The following is a 25,533-nucleotide window of genomic DNA, read 5'->3' as shown; positions in this document are numbered from 1 at the left end:
GATCAAAACGGCAGTTTCATGCCCGGCGGCAGTTGCATGCCAGCGGTCACGCCACCCATTTTTTCCTGGCTGTTGGCTTCGATCTGCGCACGGCGTCGTTGACGGCCGCGGCGAACAGCGCTTCGAGCATTTCCAGGTCATCTTCGCCGACGCCAGGCAATACGCTTGGGTCGATGCTCACGCGCTTGATGTCGTGACGACCGGTCATCACCACGCTGACCATATCGCCACCGGCTTTACCGGTGACTTCGGCGTTGGCCAGTTCTTCCTGCATCTTGGCCATCTTTTCCTGCATCTGCTGCGCCTGCTTCATCAGGCCGGCCATGCCACCTTTCATCATGGGAATCACCTCAAAGTACGTGGATCAATCAATTAGTAGCCCGGTTTTATGACGCTTGGGGCACCGGGGCTTCGACAGGTTCAATAGTATCGTGACGCACCACCGCACCGAACTGTTGCATCAACTGTTGGATGAGCGGATCGCCATGGATCGAGTCTTCAGCCTCGCGCTGACGGTTGATGCGCTTACGAGTCGCCGCCTGGGCCGGGGTTTCCTGCTCAGGCTTGATCAGTTCGATGGCGATGGTCAACGTGCGTTCATGGTACTGGTTGAGCGCATCGTTGAGTCGGCGTTGCTGAGTGGCGTTGAACAAGGCGCTGTGGGCCGGGTCCAGGTGCAACAGCCAGTGGTCGCCCTCGATGGCGATCAAGGTGCAGTTGGCGGCGATGCTGCCGGTCATGCCGGAGATCGGCAATTTCGGAAACAACTCCAACCATTGCAACGCCAGGCCAGTGGCCGGGGCCGCAGCGGGTTCCGCTTCGGGCTCGGGGGCCGGTTCGGCGGTGTGCTCGCTGGCCAGGTCGTCCAGGTAGCTGTAGGCCGAATCCATGTCCGGCTCGATGTAATCTTCGTCCAGCGGCGGCTCGTCATCAAGGTCGATGCCCGGCGTGGCAGCGTCCACCTGCGCGACAGTCGGCTCGGCAACCGGTGCCGACACCCATTCCGGCGCGTCCGGCACCGCACTGTCCGGAGTCGGCGTGGGCATCGGCGTCAGCTCGGGCTGCTCGCCGGTGGTTTGCAGCACGGGCTCCACAGCAGGCACTTGCTCGACTTCAGGTTCAGGCTCAGGTTCAGCTTCTGCGTCGACCGGATCGTTCCAAGGCAGGTCAACCACCGGCGCGGGAGCAGGTTCAGGCTCAACCACGGGCGCAGGTTCGACCACCGGCGCGGCAACCGCAGGCTCGGGTGCTGGCGCAGGTGCAGGCGGCGCAGGTTCAGGTGCAACAACTACTGGCGCGACTACCGCCGCGCCAGCCACTGGTTTGGCGGAATCAACTGTGGCCTGGCTGATCCCCACTGGCTTTAGCGGCTGTCTCGGTGCGTCCGCCGAGTCGGCGGGCCGGAAGGCCAGCATCCGCAGCAAGACCATTTCAAAGCCGCCACGCGGGTCTGGCGCCAAGGGCAAATCGCGGCGGCCGATCAGGCCCATCTGGTAGTAGAACTGTACATCTTCGGCTGGCAACGCCTGGGCCAGCGCCAACACGCGGTCGCGGTCGCCATGGCCGTTGTCGACACCTTCGGGCAATGCCTGGGCGATGGCCACGCGGTGCAGCACATTGAGGATTTCCGAGAGCACGCCGTTCCAGTCCGGGCCTTGCTCCGACAAATGGCGCACGGCTTCGAGCAACGCCTTGGCGTCACCTTCGATCAGCGCGTGCAACACGTCGAACACCTGGCCGTGGTCCAGCGTGCCGAGCATGGCGCGTACATCCGCGGCCATGACCTTGCCTTCACCGAAGGCGATGGCCTGGTCGGTGAGGCTCATGGCGTCACGCATCGAACCATCGGCGGCGCGGCCGAGCAGCCACAACGCGTCGTCTTCGAACGGCACGTTCTCGACGCCGAGCACATGGGTCAAATGCTCGACCACGCGCTCGGGCGTCATGTTTTTCAGTGAGAACTGCAGGCACCGCGACAAAATCGTTGCAGGAAGTTTCTGCGGGTCGGTGGTGGCCAGGATGAACTTAACGTAGGGCGGCGGCTCTTCCAGGGTTTTCAACAGGGCGTTGAAGGAATGGCTGGAGAGCATGTGCACTTCGTCGATCAGGTAGACCTTGAAGCGCCCACGGCTCGGCGCGTACTGCACGTTGTCGAGCAGCTCGCGGGTGTCTTCGACCTTGGTGCGGCTCGCGGCATCGATCTCGATCAGGTCGACAAAACGCCCTTCGTCGATCTCGCGGCATACCGAACAGGTGCCACAAGGCGTCGACGTGATGCCGGTTTCACAGTTCAGGCACTTGGCAATAATGCGCGCGATAGTGGTCTTGCCGACCCCGCGAGTACCGGTGAACAGGTAGGCATGGTGCAGCCGTTGGCTGTCCAAGGCATTGATCAGAGCCTTGAGCACATGGGTCTGGCCGACCATTTCGCGGAACGAGCGCGGGCGCCATTTACGTGCAAGAACCTGATAACTCATCGAAAACCGTCGCAACTGGGAAGCGGAAGCCGGTAATGCTAGCGGAGCAAGGGGGAAATTGCATCCGGCACGCTCGTCTAATCTGACTAAGCTTGCCTGACTGGCCCCACAAAGGCCTGAACCCGGAGAGTGTATGCGTGTAGTCCTGGGCGCTTTATGGATGATTTCCGTTGCTTGCCTGGCGGCGCCCGCACCGTTGCGTTTTTCGGTTTCCGACAGCTGGGCAATGCCCATGGCACAGATAGAGGGTGACCAGCCCACACAGGGCATTTTGTATGACTTGATGTTGAGCCTGGCCACCCAGGTCGGGCGGCCAGCCGAGTTCCACGTGCTGGCCCGGGCGCGACTCGCCGGTGCCATGGCACGCGCAGAGGTCGATGTGCGCTGCTATGTCGCCCAGGATTGGCTCGGCGAATTGTCCGGCGACTACAGCTGGAGCGTACCCTTGATGGTGCAGCGCAATGTGTTGGCCAGTGTCCACGCACCGCCCGTTCAGGTGGCCAGGTTGGCACCGCAGGCCATTGGCACGGTGCTCAACTACCGCTATGTCGTCCTCGAACCGCTGTTCGCCAGTGGCCAATTGACCCGCGACGATTCGCGCAGCGAGGAGTTGGTGCTGCACAAGCTGGTGGCCGCGCGTTTCGAATACGCCGTGATCAACGAATGGACCCTGGACCGTTTCAACCTGAAAGTGCCCCCAAGCCTGCGTCTGCACAACGTCGCGGTGATCGACGAACAAAACCTGGGCTGCATCGTGCGCAATGACCCGAGCGTGCCGGTGCAACGGATCTTGCGCACGCTGCTGCGGATGAAAATGTCGGGCGAGATCGATGACCTGATCAAACTGTACACCGGGGAGAACGCGCGACCGCTGCGCACTCCTGACAAGAACGCTCCTGACAAGAACTGACAGGGCCGTCCCCTAGACTGGGCTCACTTAACCGCCCGTAATCAAGGAGCCTGCATGCACACCGTCGCCCATTACTTCCTGCTCTACGTCGACAGCCCGGCCACCAGCGCCAACTTCTATAGCCGCCTGCTGGGCAAGCCGCCGGTGGAACTGAACCCGACGTTCGCCCTGTTCATTCTCGACAACGGCGTCAAGCTGGGGCTGTGGTCGCGTCACACCGTAGAGCCTGCGGCTCAGTTTACCGGCGGAGGCGGTGAGGTAGGTTTTTCGCTGGGGGACCCAGCCGCCGTAGACGCCCTTTACGCTCAATGGGTAGAGCGCGGCGCGACCATCATTCAGTCACCGACCCACCTTGACTTCGGCTACACCTTCGTCGCCGAGGACCTCGACGGTCACCGCCTGCGCGCGTTCAGCCTGAGCGATTGAGCGCCAGCGCCCTTCAAGGCTGATGGCGGCGACACTGGCCAGCACGATCACCGCGCCCAATATCACTTGCAGGGCAATGTGCTCGCCCAGCAGCGTCGTCGCCATCAGCATGGCCACCGGCGGAATCAGGTACATCGCCACCGAGGCGCGGCTGACGTCCACGTGCTTGAGCACATAGCCCCAGGCCAGGTAGGCCAGGGCGCTGGGGAAAATCCCCAATACCAGCACCGACAGATTCTCCGGCATTGGCGCCTGGGCCACCGCAGCCGGCAAGCCCGGCAGGTTCACACACAGCATCAAGGTGCCCGCCCACACCATGTAACACGCCATGGTCAGCGGGCTGTAGCGATGGGCGTAGTGTTTCTGGATGACGAAATACACGCTCCACGACACGGCTGCCAGCAAGATCAGCAAGCCGCGCGGGTCGATATCACCGACGCCATGATCACCCCAGATCACCACCAGCACACCCAGCAAGCCGAGCAAGACGCAGCCCCAACGCCAGAGGCTGACCCGTTCCTTCAAACAGAAAAACGCGATCACCACACTGAACAGCGGCACCGACTGCGCCAGTACACTCGATGCCGCCGCCGTCACCCACTGTTGCCCGTAGTTGAGGCTGGTGTGGTGCAGGAACACGCCGAAAAAACCCAACACCAGCAACCACGGCAGATCCCGCACACGCGGGCAGCCGATGCCTACCGCCAGGGCGATGCCGCCCATGAACACCGAGGCGATCAGAAACCTCAGCAACGCCAACTGGCCAGGGCTGTAGCTGTGCAGCCCCATGTGCACGCCAATCGGCGAATAGGCCCAACAGAGAATCACGCCAGCAATGACTAGCGTAAGCTTTACGGGTGACGGGGCATTCATCGACGGCATCCAGATACTGAGAAGGAATACCGTCAGTCTTGAGCCGCGCAAGGCGCAGGACAATTAAGCGTTTCTGACTTCTGAAATCATTGGAACTGAGCAATGGAACTGGCCCAACTGAAAATGGTGCGCGCCGTGGCACAAACCGGCAGCGTGGCCCAGGCCGCGCTGCAACTGCACTGCGTGCCGTCCAACATCACCACGCGCATCAAGCAGCTGGAAAGCGAGTTGGGCACACCGCTGTTTATTCGCGCAGGCCGTGGGCTGGCCATCAGTGCCGCCGGGGAAATCTTCCTCGATTACTGCGAGCGCATCCTGGCCCTGGTGGATGAGTCCAAACGCGCAGTGGATGCCAACGCCATCCCGCGCGGCACGCTGCGCATCGGCGCGGTGGAATCCAGCGCCAGCGGCCGCCTGCCGCCGCTGCTGGCCGAATACCACCGGCGCTACCCGGACGTCAGCCTGGAACTGGTCACCGGCGCCTGGGCGCAACTGCTCGACGACCTGCAACACCATCGCCTCGATGTGGCGCTGGTGGCCTCGGGCGGCAAGCGCGCCAAGCTCGAACACAGCGTGGTCTACAGCGAACGCCTGGTGCTGATCGCCAGCGCCTCCAGCGCGCCGATCAACAGTGCCGAAGACTTGGCAGGCCGCACCTTGCTGGTGTGGCCGCCCGGTTGCCCGTATCGCGCGGCGCTGGAGAACTGGATCAAACCGCACGCCTTCAAACCAAGCATCGCCAGCTATGCCAGTTGGGGCACCATCATCGGTTGCGTCAGTGCAGGGATTGGCGTGGCGTTGGCGCCGGAAGGCATCCTGGCCCGCTACGAGCAGGCCAATCAACTGGCCTCCTACCGATTCGAGGAGTTGCAGGCCGTGGACAACCTGCTGTTCTGGCACAAAGACACCCAGCGCCACCTGGCGCGGGATGCGTTTGCCGGGCTGCTGCGGGAGACGTTTGGCTAGTTGGCTTGCGGCGCCGTCAAGCGTGCGTACTGGTCCTGGCTGATCCAACCGGTGTAGGTATGGTCTTTGGCATTGGTGAACTCGACCTTGGCCCAGCCGTCCTTGAACGCCAGCACGCCGACCACATCGTCCTTGACGATATACGCGCGTTTGGCCGCTTCAGCGCCTGGTTTTTTCAGCAGGTAAGCCTTGTCGGCCGTCACGGTCACCAGGCCGATCCATTGCTTGCTGGCCGTTTGGGCCAGGTCCAGGCCGGTGGCTATTTCCGGCATCAGCACGCTGATGCAACCGGGATGCTCGCGCCCCTGCTCCACCGTCAAAGTCACGCCGTCGGAGGACGCTGCGACGCTGCCAGGGTAGGCCTTGTCTAGCCAGGTGGTGAGCGCTTCAGGCTGGCCTTGCAGGTAAAACGTGCAACTGCGGGTCACACCCTCGCCCAGTTCTTCTGCGTAGTAGCCTTCGACCTGATGCTCAGGGGTGACCGCCAGCATCAGTCCTTCGTATTTGCCAGAATGCAGCTCGGTCGCACCTGCCGCTGCAGACACCACCGCACATAGCGACAACACAGCAACCCCTAGGAAACGGACCATATTATTTTTTCCCTTCAAGTGCTTCATAGGCCTTTTTCATAAGGACGTCATAGTTACCGTAGTCCTCGCCATTATAGTTACGGGCCATGGCAGTAAAGTTCTTCTCTTTCATCGCTTTCATCAGCGCCGGGCTGTGGCTGCACAGGGCAAGAAAGGCCTTGAGCTGGTTGCCGGCATTCACCTTCAGCGCGGCGACGAACTCAAACACCGTCTTGAAACCGCACGAGGCGAAGTTGAATCCCATGATCTGAAACATTCCCCAGGAGGCAGACAGCAAGGCCGCTTCCTGGTCCAGAGCAAACGCGGTGCCCATGGTTTCCCACGCTTTGGCCTGATCTTTGTTATTGACCTGCCACTGCGGGCCGGCCTTTCTCACGTAAATGTATGACAGCAGTGGGTGCGCTTGATCGTAGATGTGCTTGGTGTACTTGCGGAACTGGTGACCTTCAAACGCAATCACCGGCAACTTGGCCGGCCCGAACCCGGAACGCCCGCCGGATTCGACCGTGGCGAAAGCCTTGATGATATTCACCGAAATGCCGCTGCCCAACTGGGTGGCAGCGCTTTGAAAGTCGGTATCGGTCAGCGTCATGCCACCATCGCACGTGGCCTGGAGCATCAACTGGCGGTTACGCCGCTCGGCCTCGATAGTCGCGCGCATGCGCTCCAGGTACACATTGACCGTGGCCTGTACCGCATCGCCGCCGTTATTGCCAAACGCGTTGAGAAAGCTCGGAATGCGCATCGTCGGAAACGCCTTCACCGGCACTTTGACCGCCTCTTCTATCAGGCTATTGAAGGTTCGACCGGTCGGGTCGATCACGCCATCAGGATGCGCATACTTGAGGTGCCGGAACTGATACTGGCTGATGCACTGCACCAATTGCCCATCGCACTTACCGTTTTCGGCCAGCGCAAAACCCATCTTGGGAATGATCAGATTAAATAGATACTGGATGCACTGAACATCGGCGGGCAAGTTGCGCGCTTTACCCGGCGCGCCCACTGAAGCACTGATAAGACGGGGCAACCCTTGCAGGCTTTTCATCATGGACATCCTTGTTAGTTCAAGAAGTGATAGCACTTCAATATCAGCACCGCACACCTGTCATAACTTGAAACAAGTGGCTGGCGGAAACTAACAAGATGATTTTGGGTTGTCCAGTGGGCCACCTCAACGATGTGAGGCAGCCAGCAGGTGCGGCTATTTTTTCCGTTCCAGCGCCTCGAAGGCTTTTTGGATACGCCTGTCGTAGTCGCCATAGCTTGAGCCATTGTAATTGCGCGCCATGCCGGCAAAGTCCTTGCTTTTCATCGCTCTGAGCAAGGCTGGATTCTTGCGGCAAAAGCCGCAGAACGCCATCAATTGCTGGCCGGCGTTAAGCTTCAGTGCAGCCACAAACTCGAACACGTTCTTGTAACCACAGGCAGCAAAATTAAAGCCCATGACCTGGAACATACCGTAGGACGCCGACATCAGCGCTGCTGCCTGGTCCAACGTATAAGCATCGACCAGAGTCCGCCACGCAATCGCCTGGGTTTTATTGTTGGCTTTCCATTGCGGGCCAGCATTGACCAAAAAGGGGTAGGACAAAAAGGGGTAGGTCCTGTCGTACTTATGTTGAGTGTACTTGCGAAAGATATGGCCCTCGAAGGCGATAACCGGCATGTTGGCCGGCCCGAACCCGGATCGCCCACCAGACTCAACGGCGGCGAACGCCTTGATCAGGTTCACCGAAATACCGTTGCCCAGCGCTGCAGCCGCGCGCTGAAAATCAGCCTCGGTCAGGGCGATTTGACCGTCACAGGTGGGCCTGGTGACTAACGACTGGTCGGGAAGAACAACGGCATTGGCTTTGCCTGCATCGTCGACCAGGCTATTGAACGTCCGACCGCCCGGGTCAATCACCCCATCAGGTTTGCTGACCTTGAGACGATTCGCCTGATAGTCGCTGATGCGCCGCAACAACAGCGGGCCGCACTTTCCGTCCTCCACAAGGCGCGAAGCGGATTCTGGCGTGATCAGATTAAACAGATGCTGGATAAAGCGAACATCAGCAAGCACATTCTGCGCCTTGCCTGGGGCGCCGACTGAAGCACTGAGCGTTCTGGGTAAAACGGGAAGGCTGGGCATGGCAATCATCCTTGTTGATCAAAGGAGTGCCATCACTTCTTTACTACTCCAGCACAGGGTCGCTCACAAGAATGACGCTAGCAGGCCGCTGAAAGTTTTCCAGCACAACGCCGTCATCGCTGCGCAAAAAATGGCAGATGGGCGAGTAAAACAATGTTTGATTTGAAACAGGAAGGGTAGAAACAAAGGAGAGCGTTATGGAGGCAACCCCACCAGCCACACCCCGGCACACAATGTTCCCGCTGTGGCTGCTGCCTTCCGGCTCTGACCAGGTTCACGGGTAATCGTTGCGGGGGGACCGATGGGGTCACCATAACGACGCTGGCCTCTCGGCAAGCCGCGCCATTGTACCGATCTCATCGGAACTTACAACCGTTGTTCCGGATTAAAAATATGAAGGGGCTCAAGCACTTGTCCACAACCTCGATAACCTGCCAGAACCTTGTGGGAGCCGGGCTTGCCCGCGATTGCGGTGCATCAGTTGGGGCATTCACTGGATGATGCACCGCAATCGCAGGCAAGCCAGCTCCCACATAGGGGTGGATTACTGTGCTTGTACGACTTCGTCGGCCCTGCCGCCCTCCTCCTGAATCACCAAGTGAATGAAGTGCAGCTTGGCGATCACCGCCGGCGGCAACACAAAGGGGTAGAAATCCGGCTGGCCCATGCTGCGCGACAGTTCGTTGAGCATGCCGGCCAGTTCGATCCAGGCGTTGACGAACGACAGGAAGGCCGGGCCGCCAGGGTGTTCGGGGTCGTAGAGCGTGGTCAACGGGAAGGGCTGGTAATCCAGGTCCATCTCGCGGGCACTCATGCCAAAGCCCAGTGCGGTGTCGACGGCGTCCATCATGTGCAGGTAGTGAGCCCAGGTTTCGGCCCAGTCTTCCCAGGGGTGCATGGTCGCGTAGGCGCTGACACAGGTTTGCTGCCAGTCGGCGCGCGGGCCGTTCTGGTAGTGCTGCTCGAGTGCCTCGGCGTAACTGGCGCGTTCGTCGCCGAACAGGCTACGAAACGATTCAAGCCAATGGCTGTTGGCAATCAGCCGGTCCCAATAGTAATGGCCGACCTCATGGCGAAAGTGGCCGAGCAACGTGCGATACGGCTCGCGCATTTGCACACGGACTTTCTCGCGATGGGCGTCGTCCGCTTCCTTGATATCGAGGGTGATCAGGCCGTTGGCGTGGCCGGTGGTGGGTGCGTTGCCTTCAAGGTCAATGCCGACGAAATCGAAGGCCAGGCCGCTGTTTTCGTCAACACTTTTGGGCACCACTTGCAGGCCCAGGCTGATCAGTTGCGCCACCAACCGGCGCTTGGCGGTTTCGACTTTGCGCCAGCGTTCGGGGTTTTCCGGCACCGATAAGTCGGGAATGGTGCGGTTCAGGCTGCACGCGACGCACAGCGTTGCGGTGCTGTGGGCAGGAATCAGCCAGTTGCAGGCGGCCGGGGTGTCGAGGTTGGCGCAGCGGCGGAAGGTGCCGGCGTCAAGGTTATCGTCCTGTAGCCATGTGCCATCGACTGGGCCGGGCTGTAGCGACGACAGCCGGCTTTGCTGGGGCTGATAGCCCAACAGCGCAGAACAGACCAGGCACTGGCTGTTGCGAAAGAACAGCGACTGGCCGCACCGGCACTGCCACACCTTGCTGCTGCGCGAGGATCCGGCCATGAACGGTGCGGCGATGCGCGTGCTGAGTTGCTCGAAGTAGCGGAACATGGCGATCTCTCCCTGGGTGACCAAGACTAGATCATTTACCGTGAAAGATCGTTCCCACGCTCTGCGTGGGAATGCCTGCGGTGACGCTCTGCGTCACGAGGTTCAAGAGCCGACGCAGAGCGTCCAGGGCTGCATTCCCACGCGGAGCGTGGGAACGATCGTCAGACGCTGATGTTGTGTTTGGCCAGGAAAGCGACGAAGGCCTCTTCGTCCAGCACCTTGAGGCCCAGCTCGGTGGCCTTGGCCAGCTTGGAACCCGCGCCCGGCCCGGCAACCACGCAGTGAGTCTTGGCCGAGACGGAACCTGCCACCTTGGCGCCCAGGCTTTCGAGCTTGTCCTTGGCCACATCACGGCTCATCAGCTCAAGAGAGCCGGTCAGCACCCAGGTATGCCCCGCTTCCGGCAAGCCCTCGACGACCTTCTTCTCGCTCTGCCAGTGCATACCGAAGTCCTTGAGCTGCTGCTCGATGGCCAGGGCATGGTGGGCATTGTCCGGGTTATCAAAAAACTCGCGCACCGCCTTGGCCTGCTTCTCGGGCAGCGCCTGGCGCATATCCAGCCAGTCGGCCTTGATCACGCCTTCGAGGCTTACGAACTTGTCGGCCAGTTTTTGCGCGGCGCCAGGCCCTACGCTGGGCACGTGCAGCTTGTCGAGCAGGCCGCCGAGGGTGGTGCTGGCGGCAAACTCGGCGCTCAGGTCGCCCTGATCCTGCAATTGCAGGCCGCATTCATCCGGCGACAGCAGCGCGCCAATCACCTCCTGGTTATGGCTGTCTTCAAAGAAGCTGTGAATCTCGTGGGCGACTTCAAGGCCCACGTCCGGCAAGTACGTCAGCACTTCCGGCAAGGCCTGCTGCACGCGCTCCAGGGACGCCAGCGAGCGCGCGAGCACCTTGGCCGTCTCTTCGCCCACGTCCGGAATGCCCAAGGCGTAGATAAACCGCGCCAGGGTCGGGGTCTTGCTGTTTTCGATGGCGGTGATCAGCTTCTTGCTGGAAATATCGGCAAAGCCTTCCAGGTCGATGAACTGCTCGTATTTGAGCTTGTAGAGGTCAGCCGGCGAGCCGATAAGCTTTTCATCCACCAGTTGCTCGATGGTCTTGTCGCCCAGGCCGTCAATGTCCATGGCGCGGCGCGACACAAAATGGATGATCGCCTGCTTGAGCTGCGCACCACAGGCCAGGCGCCCGACGCAGCGGTAAACCGCGCCTTCGCTGACGGTTTCCTTGCCCTTGCTGCGCTTGACCAGTTGCGTGCGCTCCACATGGGAGCCGCACACCGGGCAGCTTTGCGGAATGTGCACGGCGCGGGCGTTTTCCGGGCGGCGTTCGGTGACCACCGAGACGACTTGCGGGATCACATCACCGGCACGGCGAATGATCACGGTGTCGCCGATCATCAAGCCCAGGCGCGCCACTTCATCCATATTGTGCAAGGTTGCGTTGGACACCGTCACACCCGCGACCTTGACCGGCTTCAAGCGCGCCACCGGCGTTACAGCACCGGTGCGGCCGACCTGGAATTCCACATCGAGCAGCTCGGTCAGCTCTTCCATGGCCGGGAATTTATGCGCGATGGCCCAGCGTGGTTCGCGGGCGCGGAAGCCCAGCTCACGTTGGGAAGCAATGCTGTTGACCTTGAACACCACGCCGTCAATCTCATACGGCAGGCTGTTACGCCGCTCGCCGATATCGCGGTAGTACGCCAGGCAATCCTGAATGCCCTTGGCCAGCTTCAGCTCACGGCTGATGGGCATGCCCCACTTCTGCAGTTGCTGCAGGTTACCGATATGGGTGTCGCTGATGTCGGTAGTCACGCCGTAGCAGCAAAACTCCAGCGGGCGGCTGGCGGTGATCTTCGAGTCCAGCTGGCGCAAGCTGCCCGCGGCGGCATTACGCGGGTTGGCGAAGGTCTTGCCGCCCACTTCCAGTTGCGAGGCATTAAGGCGCTCGAAGCCAGCCTTGGACATGAACACTTCGCCGCGCACTTCCAGGGTCGCCGGCCAGCCGCTGCCGTGCAGTTTCAACGGGATATTGCGCACCGTGCGCACGTTGACGCTGATGTCTTCACCGGTGGTGCCATCGCCGCGCGTGGCACCGCGCACCAGCTCGCCGTCCTGATACAACAGGCTGACCGCCAGGCCATCGAGCTTGGGCTCGCAGCTGTATTCCACCGCTGCGCCGCCGCCAAACAGATCGCCCACCGGCAGGTCGAGACCTTCGGTAACCCGGCGATCAAATTCGAGCATGGTGGTTTCATCAAAGGCGTTGCCCAGGCTGAGCATCGGAATCTCGTGCTTGACCTGGGTGAACGCCGACAGCGCCGCACTGCCAACCCGCTGTGTCGGCGAATCACGCGTCACCAAATCCGGGTGCTCGGCTTCCAGAGCCTTTAGCTCATGGAATAACCGGTCGTACTCGGCGTCCGGAATGCTCGGCTCGTCGAGGACGTGGTAGCGGTAATTGTGCTGATCCAGTTCAGCGCGCAGTTCGAGAATGCGGGTGTGGGCGGCGGTCATGGGTGTTCTCTCATAAAGCAAAAGAGCAGCCGAAGCTGCTCAATATGTTAGTGCACGGATTCTACAGGCAACGCTTAAGATCGAACCTCAGCGTTTCTGTGTCAGGGCGCGACGCTCGAACTCGACGATGCGCTGACGGTAATGCTCGATGGTCTGGGCAGTGAGCACGCTGCGTTGGTCGTCCTTGAGCTCGCCGTTGAGCTCTTGGGACAGTTTGCGCGCAGCAGCCACCATCACGTCGAACGCTTGTTTCGGGTGACGCGGGCCTGGCAAACCGAGGAAGAAGCTCACCGCCGGGGTGCTGAACAAGTCGATATCGTCCAGATCGAAAGTGCCCGGCTTGACCGCGTTGGCCATGGAGAACAGCACTTCGCCGTTACCGGCCATGCTTTCGTGGCGGTGGAAAATATCCATCTCGCCAAAGCGCAGGCCGCTTTCGAGGATATTCTGCAAGAGTGCCGGGCCTTTGAAGCCGGCGGCGTCACGGCAGATCACGCTGATCACCAAGACTTCTTCGGCAGCAGGCTGGTCGTTGACCGATTGGCGCGGCGCACTGGATGCCTTGCCGATATTTTCATCCGGGAAATCGTCGTCGCGGCTGCTGAAGCTCGGGCCTTCATCGACGTCGAGGTTCAGGTCGCCCTGATGCGGCTCGGCGACGGCGGCACTGGCGCGCTTGCCACGCTTGGACGACGGCTCGCGGGCTTCACGCACCGGCGCACTCATCGACGGCAAGTCGTGCTCGTCCAGTTGTGGTTCTTTATGGTTATCCAGCACACGAGGCGGCCCCAGCAGCTCGGCGCTGCCGTCGTCGTCGGGCAAGTTGGACAGGTTACGGTCCAAACGGAATTTGAGCTTGCCCTTGCCACCGCGCATGCGGCGCCAGCCATCAAAAAGAATACCGGCAATGACAATAATGCCGATGACGATCAGCCACTCGCGCAGACCGATTTCCATGTAATCCCGTGCCTCTAATAAAAAATGCTGAAAAATAAGGGGTTTAGCAACGTCCAAACCGCTTTAAAACGTGGCGCCAACTCTATGTTCTGACTGACGTTTTGCCCACGCATACGAGGAATTGACAATAAACTAGCACGACCTTCGATAACTTTACACAGTTGGCGCGAAATGTATCGGTTTGCCATCTTTCGGCGACATGGGAGATCTCTTACGCAAGCCGCCAACTGTGAGCTACAAGCTGCAAGCTGCAAGCTATAAGCCTCAAGCACTTGTAGCTTGCAGCTTGCAACTTGTAGCTCGCCGCTAGGCGTCAGGCGTCCACCATCGCCATCGCTTCTTCGACATCCACCGCCACCAACCGCGAACAACCCGGCTCATGCATCGTCACGCCCATCAACTGGTCGGCCATTTCCATGGCGATCTTGTTGTGGGTGATATAGATGAACTGCACGGTCTGGGACATCTCTTTCACCAACCGAGCGTAGCGTCCAACGTTAGCGTCATCCAGCGGCGCGTCAACTTCGTCGAGCATGCAAAACGGCGCCGGGTTCAACTTGAAGATCGCAAATACCAGGGCCAATGCCGTGAGTGCCTTTTCGCCACCGGACAACAAATGGATGGTGCTGTTCTTCTTGCCCGGGGGCCGCGCCATAATCGTCACCCCTGTATCGAGTAGATCTTCGCCCGTCAGTTCCAAGTAGGCGCTGCCGCCACCGAAAACTTTCGGGAATAACGCCTGTAAACCGCCATTAATCTGATCAAAGGTATCTTTGAAGCGATTACGGGTTTCCTTGTCGATCTTGCGGATCACGTTCTCCAGAGTGTCCAGCGCTTCGACCAGGTCGGCGTCTTGAGCATCCAGATAACGTTTACGCTCGGACTGTTGCTGGTATTCGTCGATGGCCGCCAAGTTGATCGCGCCCAGGCGCTGGATACGCGCAGCGATGCGCTCAAGTTCTTCTTCGGCGTCTTTTTCATTGGCCTGGGCGGTCAATGTATTGAGCACGCCGTGCAAGTCATAGCCGTCTTCGAGCAACTGGTCTTGCAGGGTTTTGCGGCGCACGGTCAGGGCTTGCCATTCCATGCGTTGCTGTTCGAGTTGGCCGCGAATCAGCTGGGATTGCTGCTCGGCCTGGGTCCGGCGTTTCTCGGCGTCGCGCAGTTCGCGGTCGGCGTCTTCCAGGGCGATTTGCGCGGTCTTGAGTTCTTCATCAACGGTCATGCGCTTGTCGAGCAACTCTTCGAGCTTAAGGCGCAACTCTTCCAGCGGCGCCTCGCCCTCCTCCAGGTTGAGGCTCAGTTGCTCGCGCTTTTCGGTGAGGCGTTCGGACTGCATCTCCAAACGCTCAAGCGCCTGGCGCGTGGAGGTGTGCTGGGCCTGTAACGAGCCCAGGCGCACGGCCAATTGGTGGGCGTGATCCTTGTGCTGACGGGCTTCCTGGCGCACGCGATCGAGGCGCTCACGCAGGCTGTCGCGCTGGGCCAGCAGCAGTTCGCGCTGCTCGGTATCCAGCGCCATGCTGTCGAGGGCTTCCTGCAAGTGCAGGCGCGCTTCGCCGATCTGCTCGTGTTCGAGGGCGCGCTGCTCGCCCATCTCGGCCACTTCTTCGTCAAGGCGGGTGCGGCGCAGGGTCAGTTGCTCGGCCTTGGCCTTGCTCGCCGACAGTTGGGCTTTCAATTCGCCTTGCTGGCGCGCTTCGTCCTGCAAGAGGCGGCGCAGGTGTTCGCGGCCAGTCTCTTGTTGGCGCTGAGTGGCACGCAGGGTTTGCAGTTCGGTTTCCAGGTTTTCGAGGGTGGCCTCGCGTTCTTCGCGTTCGGCGCTCAGGTTGACGATTTCCTGGCCACGGGCCAATACGCCGCTCTCGGCCTCACTGGCGCGACGCACGCGCAGGAAGTGCCGGCCAACCCAGTAACCGTCTCGGCTGATCAGGCTTTCACCGGCGCCCAATTGGCCACGCTGGGACAAGGCTTGCTCCAATGATTCAACCGGTTTGACCTGGCCCAGCCACGGCGCCAGATCGATCGCGGCCTCAACCTTGTCGAGCAAACTGCCCGGCACTCGCGTGCCATCGACTGCGGGGCTGAGCAAACGCAAATCGCCCTGGGCAAAACCGGCCAGGTCGAAACCGCCAAAATCATCCACCAATACGGCTTGCAGGTCGGCGCCCAACACGGTCTCGACCGCCAATTCCCAACCCGCTTCAACTTTTAAGCCTTCGGCCAGGCGCGGACGCTCGGCCAGGTGCTGGTCACGCAGCCATTCGGCGGTGCCGGTGCCTGGGTCCAACGCTGCCTGCTGCAAGGCTTCAAGCGACGCCAGGCGCCCGTTCAGCCGCTGCAAATCGCCCTGGGCCTGCTGCTGGGCCTGGGTCGCTTGTTGCAGTTGCTGACGCAATTGCTCCAGGCGCTCCACTTGCTGTTCTTCGCTGGCCTCGAGTTCTTCCAGGGTCATTTCGCTTTCGGCCAGCTGTTCGCTCAACGCCATGATCGCCGCGTCTTCCGGGTCGGCGGCGAGCAACGCGCGCTCCTCCTGCATACGGCGCTGGCGCTCGGCCAGGCGCTCCATGCTGGTTTCCAGTTGCTGGATGCGCGATTGCTGCACCTCAGCCTGGCGGCGCGGCTCGGCGGATTGCAGGTTGAAAGCGTCCCACTGTTCCTGCCAGCCGTGCATGGTGGTTTCGGCTTCTTCCAGGGCGGCCGCGGCCTCTTCAGCGGCGGCGCTGGTGATTTCCTGCTCGGGCGTGAGCATGTCCAGCTCTTCGCCCAACGTCAGCAGCAACGTACGGTCGTGGCCCAGGTGCGACTCGGTTTCCAGCCGCGCGCGTTCGGCTTCTTTCAAATCGTCCTGCAACTGGCGCAGGCGCTGCTGGCCGTGCTGGATGCTTTGCTCGACCCGGGCAATATCGCCGCCTACCGAATAGAACCGCCCCTGCACCAGATTGAAGCGCTCGGACAGGTCATGGTGACCGTCACGCAGGCGCTCGATGCTGGCGTCGGCATTACGCTGCTCGGCCACCAGCGCTTCGAAGCTGATTTCCTGGGTGCCGATGATCGCTTCGCGCTGGCCGACCTGATCATTCAGCGCCTGCCAGCGCAGGGCCGAGAGCTGCGCCTTGAGCTGGCGCTCCTCGCCCTTGTATTCCTGATACTTCTCGGCCGCCTGGGCCTGGCGGTGCAGGCGTTCGAGTTGACGCTCCAGCTCTTCGCGCAGGTCGGTCAGGCGGGCGAGGTTTTCGTGGGTACGGCGGATACGGTTTTCGGTCTCGCGGCGGCGCTCCTTGTACTTGGAGATGCCGGCAGCTTCTTCGATAAAGTTGCGCAGGTCTTCGGGCTTGGCTTCGATCAGCTTGGAGATCATGCCCTGCTCGATGATCGAATAGCTGCGCGGGCCTAAGCCGGTGCCGAGGAAAATATCGGTGATATCGCGTCGACGGCATTTGGTGCCGTTGAGGAAGTAACTGTTCTGGCTGTCACGCGTCACTTTGCGGCGAATCGAGATTTCCGCGTAGGCCGCGTATTCGCCGATCAAGGTGCCATCGGAGTTATCGAACACCAGTTCGATGCTGGCCTGGCTCACCGGCTTGCGGCTGGTGGAGCCATTGAAGATGACGTCGGTCATCGACTCGCCACGCAGGTTTTTTGCCGAGCTCTCGCCCATCACCCAACGTACGGCGTCGATGATGTTCGACTTGCCGCAGCCATTGGGCCCGACCACCGCCGCCATGTTACTGGGGAAGTTCACCGTGGTCGGGTCGACGAAGGATTTGAACCCCGCCAGTTTGATGCACTTGAGCCGCACGTTTAGGCGCCCGCCAACGCAGCGATGACCAACGAGCTGCTGCGCTCGCAGTAGGCCGACAGTACCTGGCGGATCTGCGGCAGATCACGGGCGAGCACCGCCGCGAGCAGCTGCTCGAACAGTGCCAGGTACTCACTCATCTCCGCCTTGCGCTGGTCCAGGGCCAGGTAATAGGCACGGTTCATCGCCGGCTGCAGGTTTTCGACGGTTTCCTGCAAGTACGGGTTGTTGGCGAAGGGGTACGCGGCGCGCATCACACTGAAGCTTTCTTCGACGAAGGCACGCACGTCCTCACGTTCGAAACTGGTCATCAGGCGTTGCTGGATCTGCAGGAACGGCGCCATGTCGGCCTGGACCTTCCAGCCCTCAGCCACCGAATTGCCGAGCAGGATGTACAACTCGCCCATCAGCGTGCACAGGCTCTGCACCTTGTGCGCGGTGAGTTCGGTGACGTGGGCGCCACGGCGCGGCAGGATCGCGATCAGGTGGCGGCGCTCGAGGATCAGCAAAGCTTCACGCACGGAGCCACGGCTGACATTGAGTGCCAGCGTGACTTTCTGTTCCTGGATCCGCTCCCCAGGCTTGAGATCGCCGCGAATGATACGTTCGGCGAGGTGGTGAGCAATTTGCTCGGCGAGACTGTCCGGCGCCTTGAACGTCATGTTTTCCCTTCAAAATCTTCTATCGGTACAAGCGCGGCAGTGTAGCGCATTGGCTGGCTGATGGCGCTACGCCCACAGGCGCGAATTTGGCATGAAATAAGCAGCGATGAAAAGCCAAAAGCCAGCAAAAACACCGGTTCCAGAAGACTGGACCATAATTAAAAGTGTTGCGATCGCAATTTCTTGACCTTCTGGTCAGAAAATCGTTGACCGAAAAGTCAGACATGACTAGATTCGGCGCAAAGCGGTTAACAACAATAATGAGTCTGCGAGGCCTTCCGTGATCCAGTTTTTACTTAACCAGGAACTCCGTAGCGAGCACGCCCTGGACCCCAACCTGACCGTGCTCAACTATTTGCGCGAGCATTTGGGCAAATCCGGCACCAAGGAAGGCTGCGCCAGCGGCGATTGCGGTGCATGCACCGTGGTGGTCGGCGAATTGCACACCGACACTCAAGGCGCGGAGCAGATCCGCTATCGCAGCCTCAATTCCTGCCTGACGTTTGTGTCGTCATTGCACGGCAAACAGCTGATCAGCGTCGAAGACCTCAAGCATCAAGGCCAACTGCACAGCGTGCAACAGGCCATGGTCGAGTGCCACGGCTCGCAATGCGGCTTTTGCACCCCAGGCTTTGTGATGTCGCTGTTTGCCCTGCAAAAGAACAGCGACGCCCCCGATAGCCAGAAAGCCCATGAAGCCCTGGCCGGTAACCTGTGCCGTTGCACCGGTTATCGACCGATCCTCGCCGCCGCCGAACAGGCCTGCTGCAACAAGCCAGCTGATCAGTTCGACAGCCGCCAACCCGAGACCATCGCCCGCCTCAAAGCCATCGCGCCCACGCAAACCGGTGAACTCAACAGCGGCGATAAACGCTGCCTGGTGCCGCTCACCGTTGCCGATCTGGCCGATCTCTACGACGCCTATCCGCAGGCGCGCTTGCTGGCGGGCGGCACTGACCTGGCACTGGAAGTCACGCAGTTCCACCGTGTGCTGCCGGTGATGATCTACGTGGGCAACATTGAAGAGATGAAGCGCATCGAGTCGTTCGACGACCGCCTGGAAATCGGCGCGGCTACACCGCTGTCCGATTGCTACAGCGCGCTGCACCACGAGTACCCGGACTTCGGCGACTTGTTGCACCGCTTCGCTTCGTTGCAAATCCGCAACCAGGGCACGCTGGGCGGCAATATCGGCAATGCGTCGCCCATCGGCGATTCGCCACCACTGCTGATCGCGCTCGGCGCGCAGATCGTGCTGTGCAAGGGCAACACCCGTCGCACCCTGGCGCTGGAAGATTACTTCATCGATTACCGTGTCACTGCGCGTCAGGACAGTGAGTTTATCGAGAAGATCATCGTGCCCAAGGGCCACGCGCTGTTCCGCGCCTACAAGGTTTCCAAGCGCCTGGACGATGATATTTCCGCCGTGTGCGCCGCCTTCAACCTGAAGCTCGACAACGGTGTGATCAGCGGCGCCCGCGTGGCGTTCGGTGGCATGGCCGCCACGCCCAAACGCGCGAAAAGCTGCGAAACCGTATTGGTCGGCGCCACCTGGAACGCCACCACGGTGGAAAAAGCCTGCGCCGCCCTCGCCCAGGATTTCACCCCGCTGTCAGACTTCCGCGCCAGCAAGGAATACCGCCTGCTCAGCGCGCAGAATCTGCTGCGCAAATACTTCATCGAACTGCAAACACCGCACATCGAGACTCGGGTGACCGCTTATGTCTAACCATCACGCCGTCGTTAAAACCCAGGCCGAACTCGCCGAGCTGTTTGCCCAGGACCTGACCACCGGGGTCGGCCGCAGCGTCAAGCATGACAGCGCCGCCAAGCACGTCAGCGGTGAAGCGCAGTACATCGATGATCGCCTGGAATTTCCTAACCAGTTGCACCTGTACGCGCGTATGTCCGACCGCGCCCATGCGCGCATCATCAGTATCGACACCGCGCCCTGCTACGCCTTTGACGGCGTGCGTATCGTCATCACCCATGAAGATGTGCCGGGCCTCAAAGACATTGGTCCATTGATGCCCGGAGACCCGTTACTGGCCATCGACACCGTGCAGTTTGTCGGCCAAGTGGTGTTGGCCGTGGCCGCCCGCGACCTGGAAACCGCGCGCAAAGCGGCCATGGCGGCGGTGATCGAATACGAAGACCTGGAGCCGGTGCTGGACGTGGTCGAGGCCTTTCGCAAGAAGCACTTTGTGCTCGACAGCCACACCCACCAGCGGGGTGATTCGGCGGGCGCACTGGCCACCGCGAAAAACCGTATCCAGGGCACCCTGCATATCGGCGGCCAGGAACACTTCTACCTGGAAACCCAGATTTCCTCGGTAATGCCCACCGAAGACGGCGGCATGATCGTCTACTGTTCCACGCAAAACCCCACCGAAGTGCAAAAGCTGGTGGCCGAAGTGCTCGACGTGTCGATGAATAAAATCGTCGTGGACATGCGCCGCATGGGCGGGGGTTTTGGCGGCAAGGAAACCCAGGCCGCCAGCCCCGCGTGCCTGTGCGCGGTGGTCGCGCGCCTGACCGGCCAGCCGACCAAGATGCGCCTGCCGCGTGTCGAAGACATGCTGATGACCGGCAAGCGCCACCCGTTCTATATCGAATACGACGTGGGCTTTGACGACAACGGCCGCCTGCACGGCATCAATCTGGACCTGGCAGGTAACTGCGGCTGTTCGCCGGACCTGTCCAACTCGATTGTCGACCGCGCCATGTTCCACTCCGACAACTCGTATTACCTGGGCGACGCCACCGTCAACGGCCACCGCTGCAAGACCAACACCGCGTCCAACACCGCGTATCGCGGCTTTGGCGGCCCGCAAGGCATGGTGGCCATCGAAGAAGTCATGGACGCCATCGCGCGCCACTTGGCACTGGACCCGTTGGCGGTGCGCAAGGCCAATTACTACGGCAAGACCGAGCGCAACGTCACCCACTACTACCAGACCGTCGAGCACAACATGCTCGAAGAAATGACCGCCGAGCTTGAAGCCAGCAGCCAGTACGCCGAGCGTCGCGAAGCGATCCGCCTGTACAACGCCCACAGCCCGATACTGAAAAAAGGCCTGGCGCTGACGCCGGTGAAATTCGGTATTTCGTTTACCGCCAGTTTCCTCAACCAGGCTGGCGCGTTAATCCACATTTACACCGACGGCAGCATCCACCTGAACCACGGCGGCACCGAGATGGGCCAGGGCTTGAACATCAAGGTCGCGCAGGTGGTGGCTGAAATATTCCAGGTCGAGATCGACCGCGTGCAGATCACCGCCACCAACACCGACAAAGTGCCCAACACCTCGCCGACCGCCGCCTCCAGCGGTGCCGACTTGAACGGCAAGGCCGCGCAGAACGCTGCCGAAACCATCAAGCAACGCCTGGTGGAATTTGCCGCGCGCAAGTACGACGTGAGTGAAGCGGACGTGGAGTTCCACAATGGCCACGTGCGCGTGCGCGATCAGATCCTGACTTTTGAGGCGTTGATCCAGCAGGCGTATTTCGCTCAGGTTTCGCTGTCGAGCACCGGCTTTTACAAAACCCCAAAAATCTTTTACGACCGCAGCCAGGCACGTGGCCGGCCGTTCTATTACTTCGCGTTCGGCGCGGCCTGCTGCGAAGTGATCGTCGACACCCTGACCGGCGAATACAAGATGTTGCGCACCGACATCCTTCACGATGTGGGCGCCTCGCTGAACCCGGCCATCGACATCGGCCAGGTCGAAGGCGGCTTTATCCAGGGCATGGGCTGGCTGACCATGGAAGAGCTGGTGTGGAACAACAAGGGCAAGCTGATGACCAACGGCCCGGCCAGCTACAAGATCCCGGCCGTGGCGGACATGCCACTGGATTTGCGCGTGAAGCTGGTGGAAAACCGCAAGAACCCGGAAGACACGGTGTTCCATTCCAAGGCCGTGGGCGAGCCGCCGTTCATGCTCGGAATTGCTTCGTGGTGTGCGATCAAGGATGCCGTGGCAAGCCTGGGTGACTATCGGTATCAGCCGAAGATTGATGCACCGGCCACGCCGGAGCGGGTGTTGTGGGGCTGTGAGCAGATGCGGCAATTGCAGGCGGCGAAGGCTGTTGAGACTGACGCCGAGATGGCTTCGCTTTAGGACCGAGGTGCTGCCATCGCAGGCAAGCCAGCTCCCACATTTGACGGTGTTCACACTCAAAAAAGTGGGAGCGGGCTTGCCCGCGATAGCGGCCTCACAGACACCACAAGAGGTGACTATGAACAACTGGATCAGCGCCCTCGCCGACCTGCAGAACCAGGGTGAACCCTGCGTGCTGGTGACCATCATCGAAGAGCTCGGCTCCACGCCGCGCAATGCCGGCTCAAAAATGGTCATCAGCGCCGCGCACACCTTCGACACCATCGGCGGCGGGCACCTGGAATACAAGGCGATGCAGATCGCCCGTGACATGCTGGTGCGTGGCCAGCAGAACACCCATCTGGAGCGCTTCAGCCTCGGCGCCAGCCTGGGCCAGTGCTGCGGCGGCGTGACGGTGTTGCTGTTTGAACCCATGGGCCAGGTGCAGGCGCAGATCGCGGTATTTGGCGCCGGCCATGTCGGCCGCGCGCTGGTGCCGTTGTTGGCGAGCCTGCCGTGCCGGGTGCGCTGGATTGATTCGCGTGATCAGGAGTTTCCAGAACACATCCCTCAGGGCGTACGTAAAATCATCAGCGAAGAGCCGGTCGACGAAATTGCCGACCTGCCGGTGGGCAGTTACTGCATCGTGATGACCCACAACCACGCGCTGGACCTGGAACTGACCGCCGCGCTGCTCAAGCGCAATGACTTTGCCTATTTCGGCCTGATCGGTTCAAAGACCAAGCGGGTCAAGTTCGAACACCGCCTGCGTGATCGCGGCTTCGACACCGCGCACCTGCAACGCATGCGCTGCCCCATGGGCCTCACCGAGGTAAAGGGCAAACTGCCGGTGGAGATCGCCATCTCTATCGCCGGCGAAATCATCGCCACCTATAACGCGAATTTCGGCCAGCACAGTGCGAGCGCCGAACCTATTGCCAAACTGCTGCCGGCCTCGCGTCGCAGCCAAGCTATCTAACACATTGAGATCACCATGCCTTTGACTCGCAAAGCCTACCGCGCCGCCATTTTGCACAGCATCGCCGACCCCGCCGAAGTGGGGATCGAAGCCTCTTATGAGTATTTCGAAGACGGCCTGCTGGTGATCGATAACGGCCAGATCAGCGCCCTGGGCCACGCCAGCGATTTGCTGCCAACCCTGCCCGCCGACATCGACGTGACCCATTATCAGGATGCGCTGATCACGCCCGGGCTGATCGACACCCATATCCACCTGCCGCAAACCGGCATGGTTGGTGCCTATGGCGAGCAGTTGCTGGATTGGCTCAACACCTACACCTTCCCGTGTGAAAACCAGTTCGCCGACAAGGCCCACGCCGAGGAAGTCGCGGGTATCTTTATCAAGGAACTGCTGCGCAATGGCACCACCACCGCACTGGTGTTCGGCAGTGTGCACCCGCAGTCGGTGAACGCGTTCTTTGAAGCCGCCGAGAAACTCGACCTGCGCATGATCGCCGGCAAGGTGATGATGGACCGCAACGCGCCGGACTACCTCACCGACACTGCCGAATCCGGCTATCAGGAAAGCAAGGCGCTGATCGAACGCTGGCACGGCAAGGGCCGTTTGCACTATGCCGTCACGCCACGTTTTGCGCCGACCAGCACCCCGGAGCAACTGGCGCTGGCCGGGCAACTGCTGGGCGAATACCCGGACCTGTACATGCAGACGCACATCAGCGAGAACAAGCAGGAAGTCGAGTGGGTAAAAGAGCTGTTCCCGGAGCGCAACGGCTACCTGGACGTGTACGACCATTACAAGCTGCTGGGCGAGCGCTCGGTGTTTGCCCACGGCGTGCACCTGTGTGATGACGAGTGCGCACGGCTGGCGGAGACGGGTTCGGCGGTGGCGTTCTGCCCGACCTCGAACCTCTTCCTCGGCAGTGGCTTGTTCAACTTGCCGATGGCCGAGAAGCACAAGCTGAATGTCGGCCTGGGCACTGACGTGGGCGGTGGCACCAGCTTCTCGCTGCTGCAAACCCTGAACGAAGCCTACAAGGTCATGCAACTGCAGGGCGCGCGTTTGAGCCCGTTCAAGTCGCTGTACCTGGCCACCTTGGGCGGTGCGCGGGCACTGCGCCTGGAAGACAAGATCGGCACGTTGCAGCCGGGCACGGATGCGGACTTTTTGGTGCTGGACTACAACGCTACGCCGCTGCTCAGCTATCGCTTGAAGCAGGCCAATAACATTGCCGAGACGTTGTTTGTGTTGATGACGCTGGGGGATGACCGGACGATTCTACAGACCTACGCGGCCGGCAATCTGGTGCATCAACGCTGATTTGAGCCACACCACAAAACAAATGTGGGAGCTGGCTTGTGTGGGAGCTGGCTTGCCTGCGATGCAGGCACCGAGGTGTATCAGTTACACCGCGGTGATGCGATCGCAGGCAAGCCAGCTCCCACACAAGCCCGGCTCCCACATTTTTAGTCCCAGGCGAACCTGAAACATCACAGTTTGACTGAAGAACGCCCTGGCTTCTTGGTCTGCAGCAAATGCGAGAACACCGCGTGCAAATCATCCGACGCGCTTTCCTCGTCGAGGTTGAGCTTGCTGTCGATGTGATCCATGTGGTGCATCATCAAATTCACTGCCAGCGTCGCGTCGCGTGCTTCGATCGCATCGATCAGTTGGGTGTGCTCATCGTAGGAACAGTGCGAGCGGTTGCCGCTTTCGTACTGGGCGATGATCAACGAGGTCTGCGACACCAGGCTGCGCTGGAAGCTGATCAGCGGTGCATTCTTTGCCGCTTCGGCGAGCTTCAAGTGGAATTCGCCGGAAAGACGGATACCGGCACCGCGATCCCCCCGTGAGAAGCTGTCGCGCTCGTCGTTGACCATCTGGCGCAGTTCGGCCAATTGCTCGGCCGTGGCGTGCTGCACCGCAAGCTCAGTGATCGCCCGCTCCACCAGCCGCCGGGCGAGAAATACCTGGCGCGCCTCTTCTACACTCGGGCTTGCCACCACCGCACCGCGATTGGGCCGCAGCAGCACCACACCTTCATGGGCCAGGCGCGAGAGCGCGCGGCGGATGATGGTGCGGCTGACGCCGAAGATTTCGCCCAGTGCTTCTTCACTCAATTTGGTACCGGGCGCCAGGCGTTGTTCGAGGATCGCCTCGAAGATATGCGCATAGACGATATCGTCCTGGGTTCCGCTGCGACCAGCCTTGCCGGCTCGCGGTTGTTTCTTGAGAGGTTGCAACTGTTCGTTCATGGGCACTCGGGGTTTGGAGAACGGCGGCGAATTAACGGTAATACGTCAACAGCGTGTTGCTGGCAAGTATCACCTAAAAACAGGGCACATTGTACACAACCCAGTGCGCCAACACACTGTACGGCTATTTGCGGCGGCGGCTGTATTGCAATGAGTGGTTACGTTTGAGTTT

At 60.7% G+C, this 25,533-nt stretch carries 18 protein-coding genes, 1 other RNA gene and 1 pseudogene; 7 read left to right on the top strand and 13 right to left on the bottom strand.

The genetic code is table 11. From position 1 onward, the window contains the following. Positions 1-2: 2 nt before the first annotated feature. A pseudogene (locus ACQY47_RS22835) lies at positions 3-340 on the bottom strand (YbaB/EbfC family nucleoid-associated protein). 46 nt (positions 341-386) lie between these two features. Next, positions 387-2,477, bottom strand: coding sequence for a DNA polymerase III subunit gamma/tau (gene dnaX, locus ACQY47_RS22830; protein ID WP_428552120.1), 2,091 nt, complete (start codon positions 2,475-2,477; stop codon positions 387-389). 133 nt (positions 2,478-2,610) lie between these two features. On the opposite strand from dnaX, the gene ACQY47_RS22825 reads away from it, so the two are divergent. Together ACQY47_RS22825 and ACQY47_RS22820 are read left to right on the top strand one after the other, a co-directional pair. Further along, a complete protein-coding gene (locus tag ACQY47_RS22825) occupies positions 2,611-3,387 on the top strand; it encodes an amino acid ABC transporter substrate-binding protein (protein ID WP_099548816.1) in 777 nt (258 codons plus the stop codon). Positions 3,388-3,441: 54 nt separating this feature from the next. Next, a complete protein-coding gene (locus tag ACQY47_RS22820) occupies positions 3,442-3,813 on the top strand; it encodes a VOC family protein (protein WP_017134794.1) in 372 nt (123 codons plus the stop codon). Here ACQY47_RS22820 and ACQY47_RS22815 read toward each other — a convergent pair. Then, a complete protein-coding gene (locus ACQY47_RS22815; protein WP_428552115.1) occupies positions 3,727-4,686 on the bottom strand; it encodes a DMT family transporter in 960 nt (319 codons plus the stop codon). The two genes, ACQY47_RS22820 and ACQY47_RS22815, sit on opposite strands and share 87 nt — an antisense overlap. 102 nt (positions 4,687-4,788) lie before the next feature. On the opposite strand from ACQY47_RS22815, the gene ACQY47_RS22810 reads away from it, so the two are divergent. Then, positions 4,789-5,652, top strand: coding sequence for a LysR family transcriptional regulator (locus tag ACQY47_RS22810; RefSeq protein ID WP_395600730.1), 864 nt, complete (start codon positions 4,789-4,791; stop codon positions 5,650-5,652). On the opposite strand, the gene ACQY47_RS22805 is transcribed toward ACQY47_RS22810, so the two are convergent. From ACQY47_RS22805 to ACQY47_RS22765, 9 genes are all read right to left on the bottom strand, one after another. Beyond that, positions 5,649-6,242: a hypothetical protein gene (locus tag ACQY47_RS22805; RefSeq protein WP_428552112.1), complete on the bottom strand. Its 594-nt coding sequence runs from the start codon at positions 6,240-6,242 to the stop codon at positions 5,649-5,651. The two genes, ACQY47_RS22810 and ACQY47_RS22805, sit on opposite strands and share 4 nt — an antisense overlap. A 1-nt stretch (position 6,243) precedes the next feature. Next, positions 6,244-7,290, bottom strand: a complete 1,047-nt coding sequence (locus tag ACQY47_RS22800) for an N-acetylmuramidase family protein (protein ID WP_428552110.1) — start codon at positions 7,288-7,290, stop codon at positions 6,244-6,246. Positions 7,291-7,446: 156 nt separating this feature from the next. Then, the gene (locus ACQY47_RS22795) at positions 7,447-8,376 is read right to left on the bottom strand and encodes an N-acetylmuramidase family protein (protein ID WP_017134789.1); all 930 of its coding nucleotides are present in this window, start codon (positions 8,374-8,376) and stop codon (positions 7,447-7,449) included. 207 nt (positions 8,377-8,583) lie between these two features. Then, positions 8,584-8,680, bottom strand: an RNA gene (gene ffs / locus ACQY47_RS22790) — signal recognition particle sRNA small type. 240 nt (positions 8,681-8,920) lie between these two features. Then, on the bottom strand, positions 8,921-10,087 hold the full coding sequence (locus ACQY47_RS22785; RefSeq protein ID WP_017134787.1) for a zinc-binding metallopeptidase family protein: 1,167 nt from the start codon (positions 10,085-10,087) through the stop codon (positions 8,921-8,923). 161 nt (positions 10,088-10,248) lie between these two features. After that, complete coding sequence (ligA, locus tag ACQY47_RS22780; RefSeq protein WP_428552105.1) at positions 10,249-12,606, bottom strand: NAD-dependent DNA ligase LigA; 2,358 nt, start codon at positions 12,604-12,606, stop codon at positions 10,249-10,251. An 87-nt stretch (positions 12,607-12,693) separates the two neighbouring features. Continuing rightward, positions 12,694-13,563, bottom strand: a complete 870-nt coding sequence (gene zipA, locus ACQY47_RS22775; RefSeq protein WP_017134785.1) for a cell division protein ZipA — start codon at positions 13,561-13,563, stop codon at positions 12,694-12,696. A gap of 313 nt (positions 13,564-13,876) precedes the next feature. Continuing rightward, a complete protein-coding gene (gene smc, locus ACQY47_RS22770; RefSeq protein WP_428552101.1) occupies positions 13,877-17,365 on the bottom strand; it encodes a chromosome segregation protein SMC in 3,489 nt (1,162 codons plus the stop codon). Positions 17,366-17,367: 2 nt separating this feature from the next. Next, on the bottom strand, positions 17,368-18,027 hold the full coding sequence (locus ACQY47_RS22765; RefSeq protein ID WP_017134783.1) for a GntR family transcriptional regulator: 660 nt from the start codon (positions 18,025-18,027) through the stop codon (positions 17,368-17,370). Between the two features lie 280 nt (positions 18,028-18,307). Between ACQY47_RS22765 and xdhA the strand changes: the two genes are divergently transcribed. The 4 genes from xdhA to guaD all read left to right on the top strand — a co-directional run bounded on the left by xdhA (position 18,308) and on the right by guaD (position 24,426). Beyond that, positions 18,308-19,756, top strand: coding sequence for a xanthine dehydrogenase small subunit (gene xdhA / locus ACQY47_RS22760; RefSeq protein ID WP_428552098.1), 1,449 nt, complete (start codon positions 18,308-18,310; stop codon positions 19,754-19,756). Further along, a complete protein-coding gene (xdhB, locus tag ACQY47_RS22755) occupies positions 19,749-22,148 on the top strand; it encodes a xanthine dehydrogenase molybdopterin binding subunit (protein ID WP_428552095.1) in 2,400 nt (799 codons plus the stop codon). Before xdhA ends, xdhB begins: the two co-directional genes overlap by 8 nt. Before the next feature lie 118 nt (positions 22,149-22,266). Beyond that, positions 22,267-23,106: a xanthine dehydrogenase accessory protein XdhC gene (xdhC, locus tag ACQY47_RS22750; protein ID WP_056861550.1), complete on the top strand. Its 840-nt coding sequence runs from the start codon at positions 22,267-22,269 to the stop codon at positions 23,104-23,106. 15 nt (positions 23,107-23,121) lie between these two features. Next, positions 23,122-24,426 carry a guanine deaminase gene (gene guaD / locus ACQY47_RS22745; RefSeq protein WP_428552091.1) on the top strand — a complete coding sequence of 435 codons (1,305 nt, stop codon included), beginning with the start codon at positions 23,122-23,124 and terminating at the stop codon, positions 24,424-24,426. A 170-nt stretch (positions 24,427-24,596) separates the two neighbouring features. Here guaD and ACQY47_RS22740 read toward each other — a convergent pair whose 3' ends face one another. Beyond that, positions 24,597-25,361, bottom strand: a complete 765-nt coding sequence (locus ACQY47_RS22740; protein ID WP_017134778.1) for a GntR family transcriptional regulator — start codon at positions 25,359-25,361, stop codon at positions 24,597-24,599. Between the last annotated feature and the right edge of the window lie 172 nt (positions 25,362-25,533).

Source organism: Pseudomonas edaphica, from assembly GCF_965277385.1.
Taxonomy (GTDB): domain Bacteria; phylum Pseudomonadota; class Gammaproteobacteria; order Pseudomonadales; family Pseudomonadaceae; genus Aquipseudomonas; species Aquipseudomonas edaphica.
This window is presented reverse-complemented; position numbering and strand designations above follow the sequence as displayed.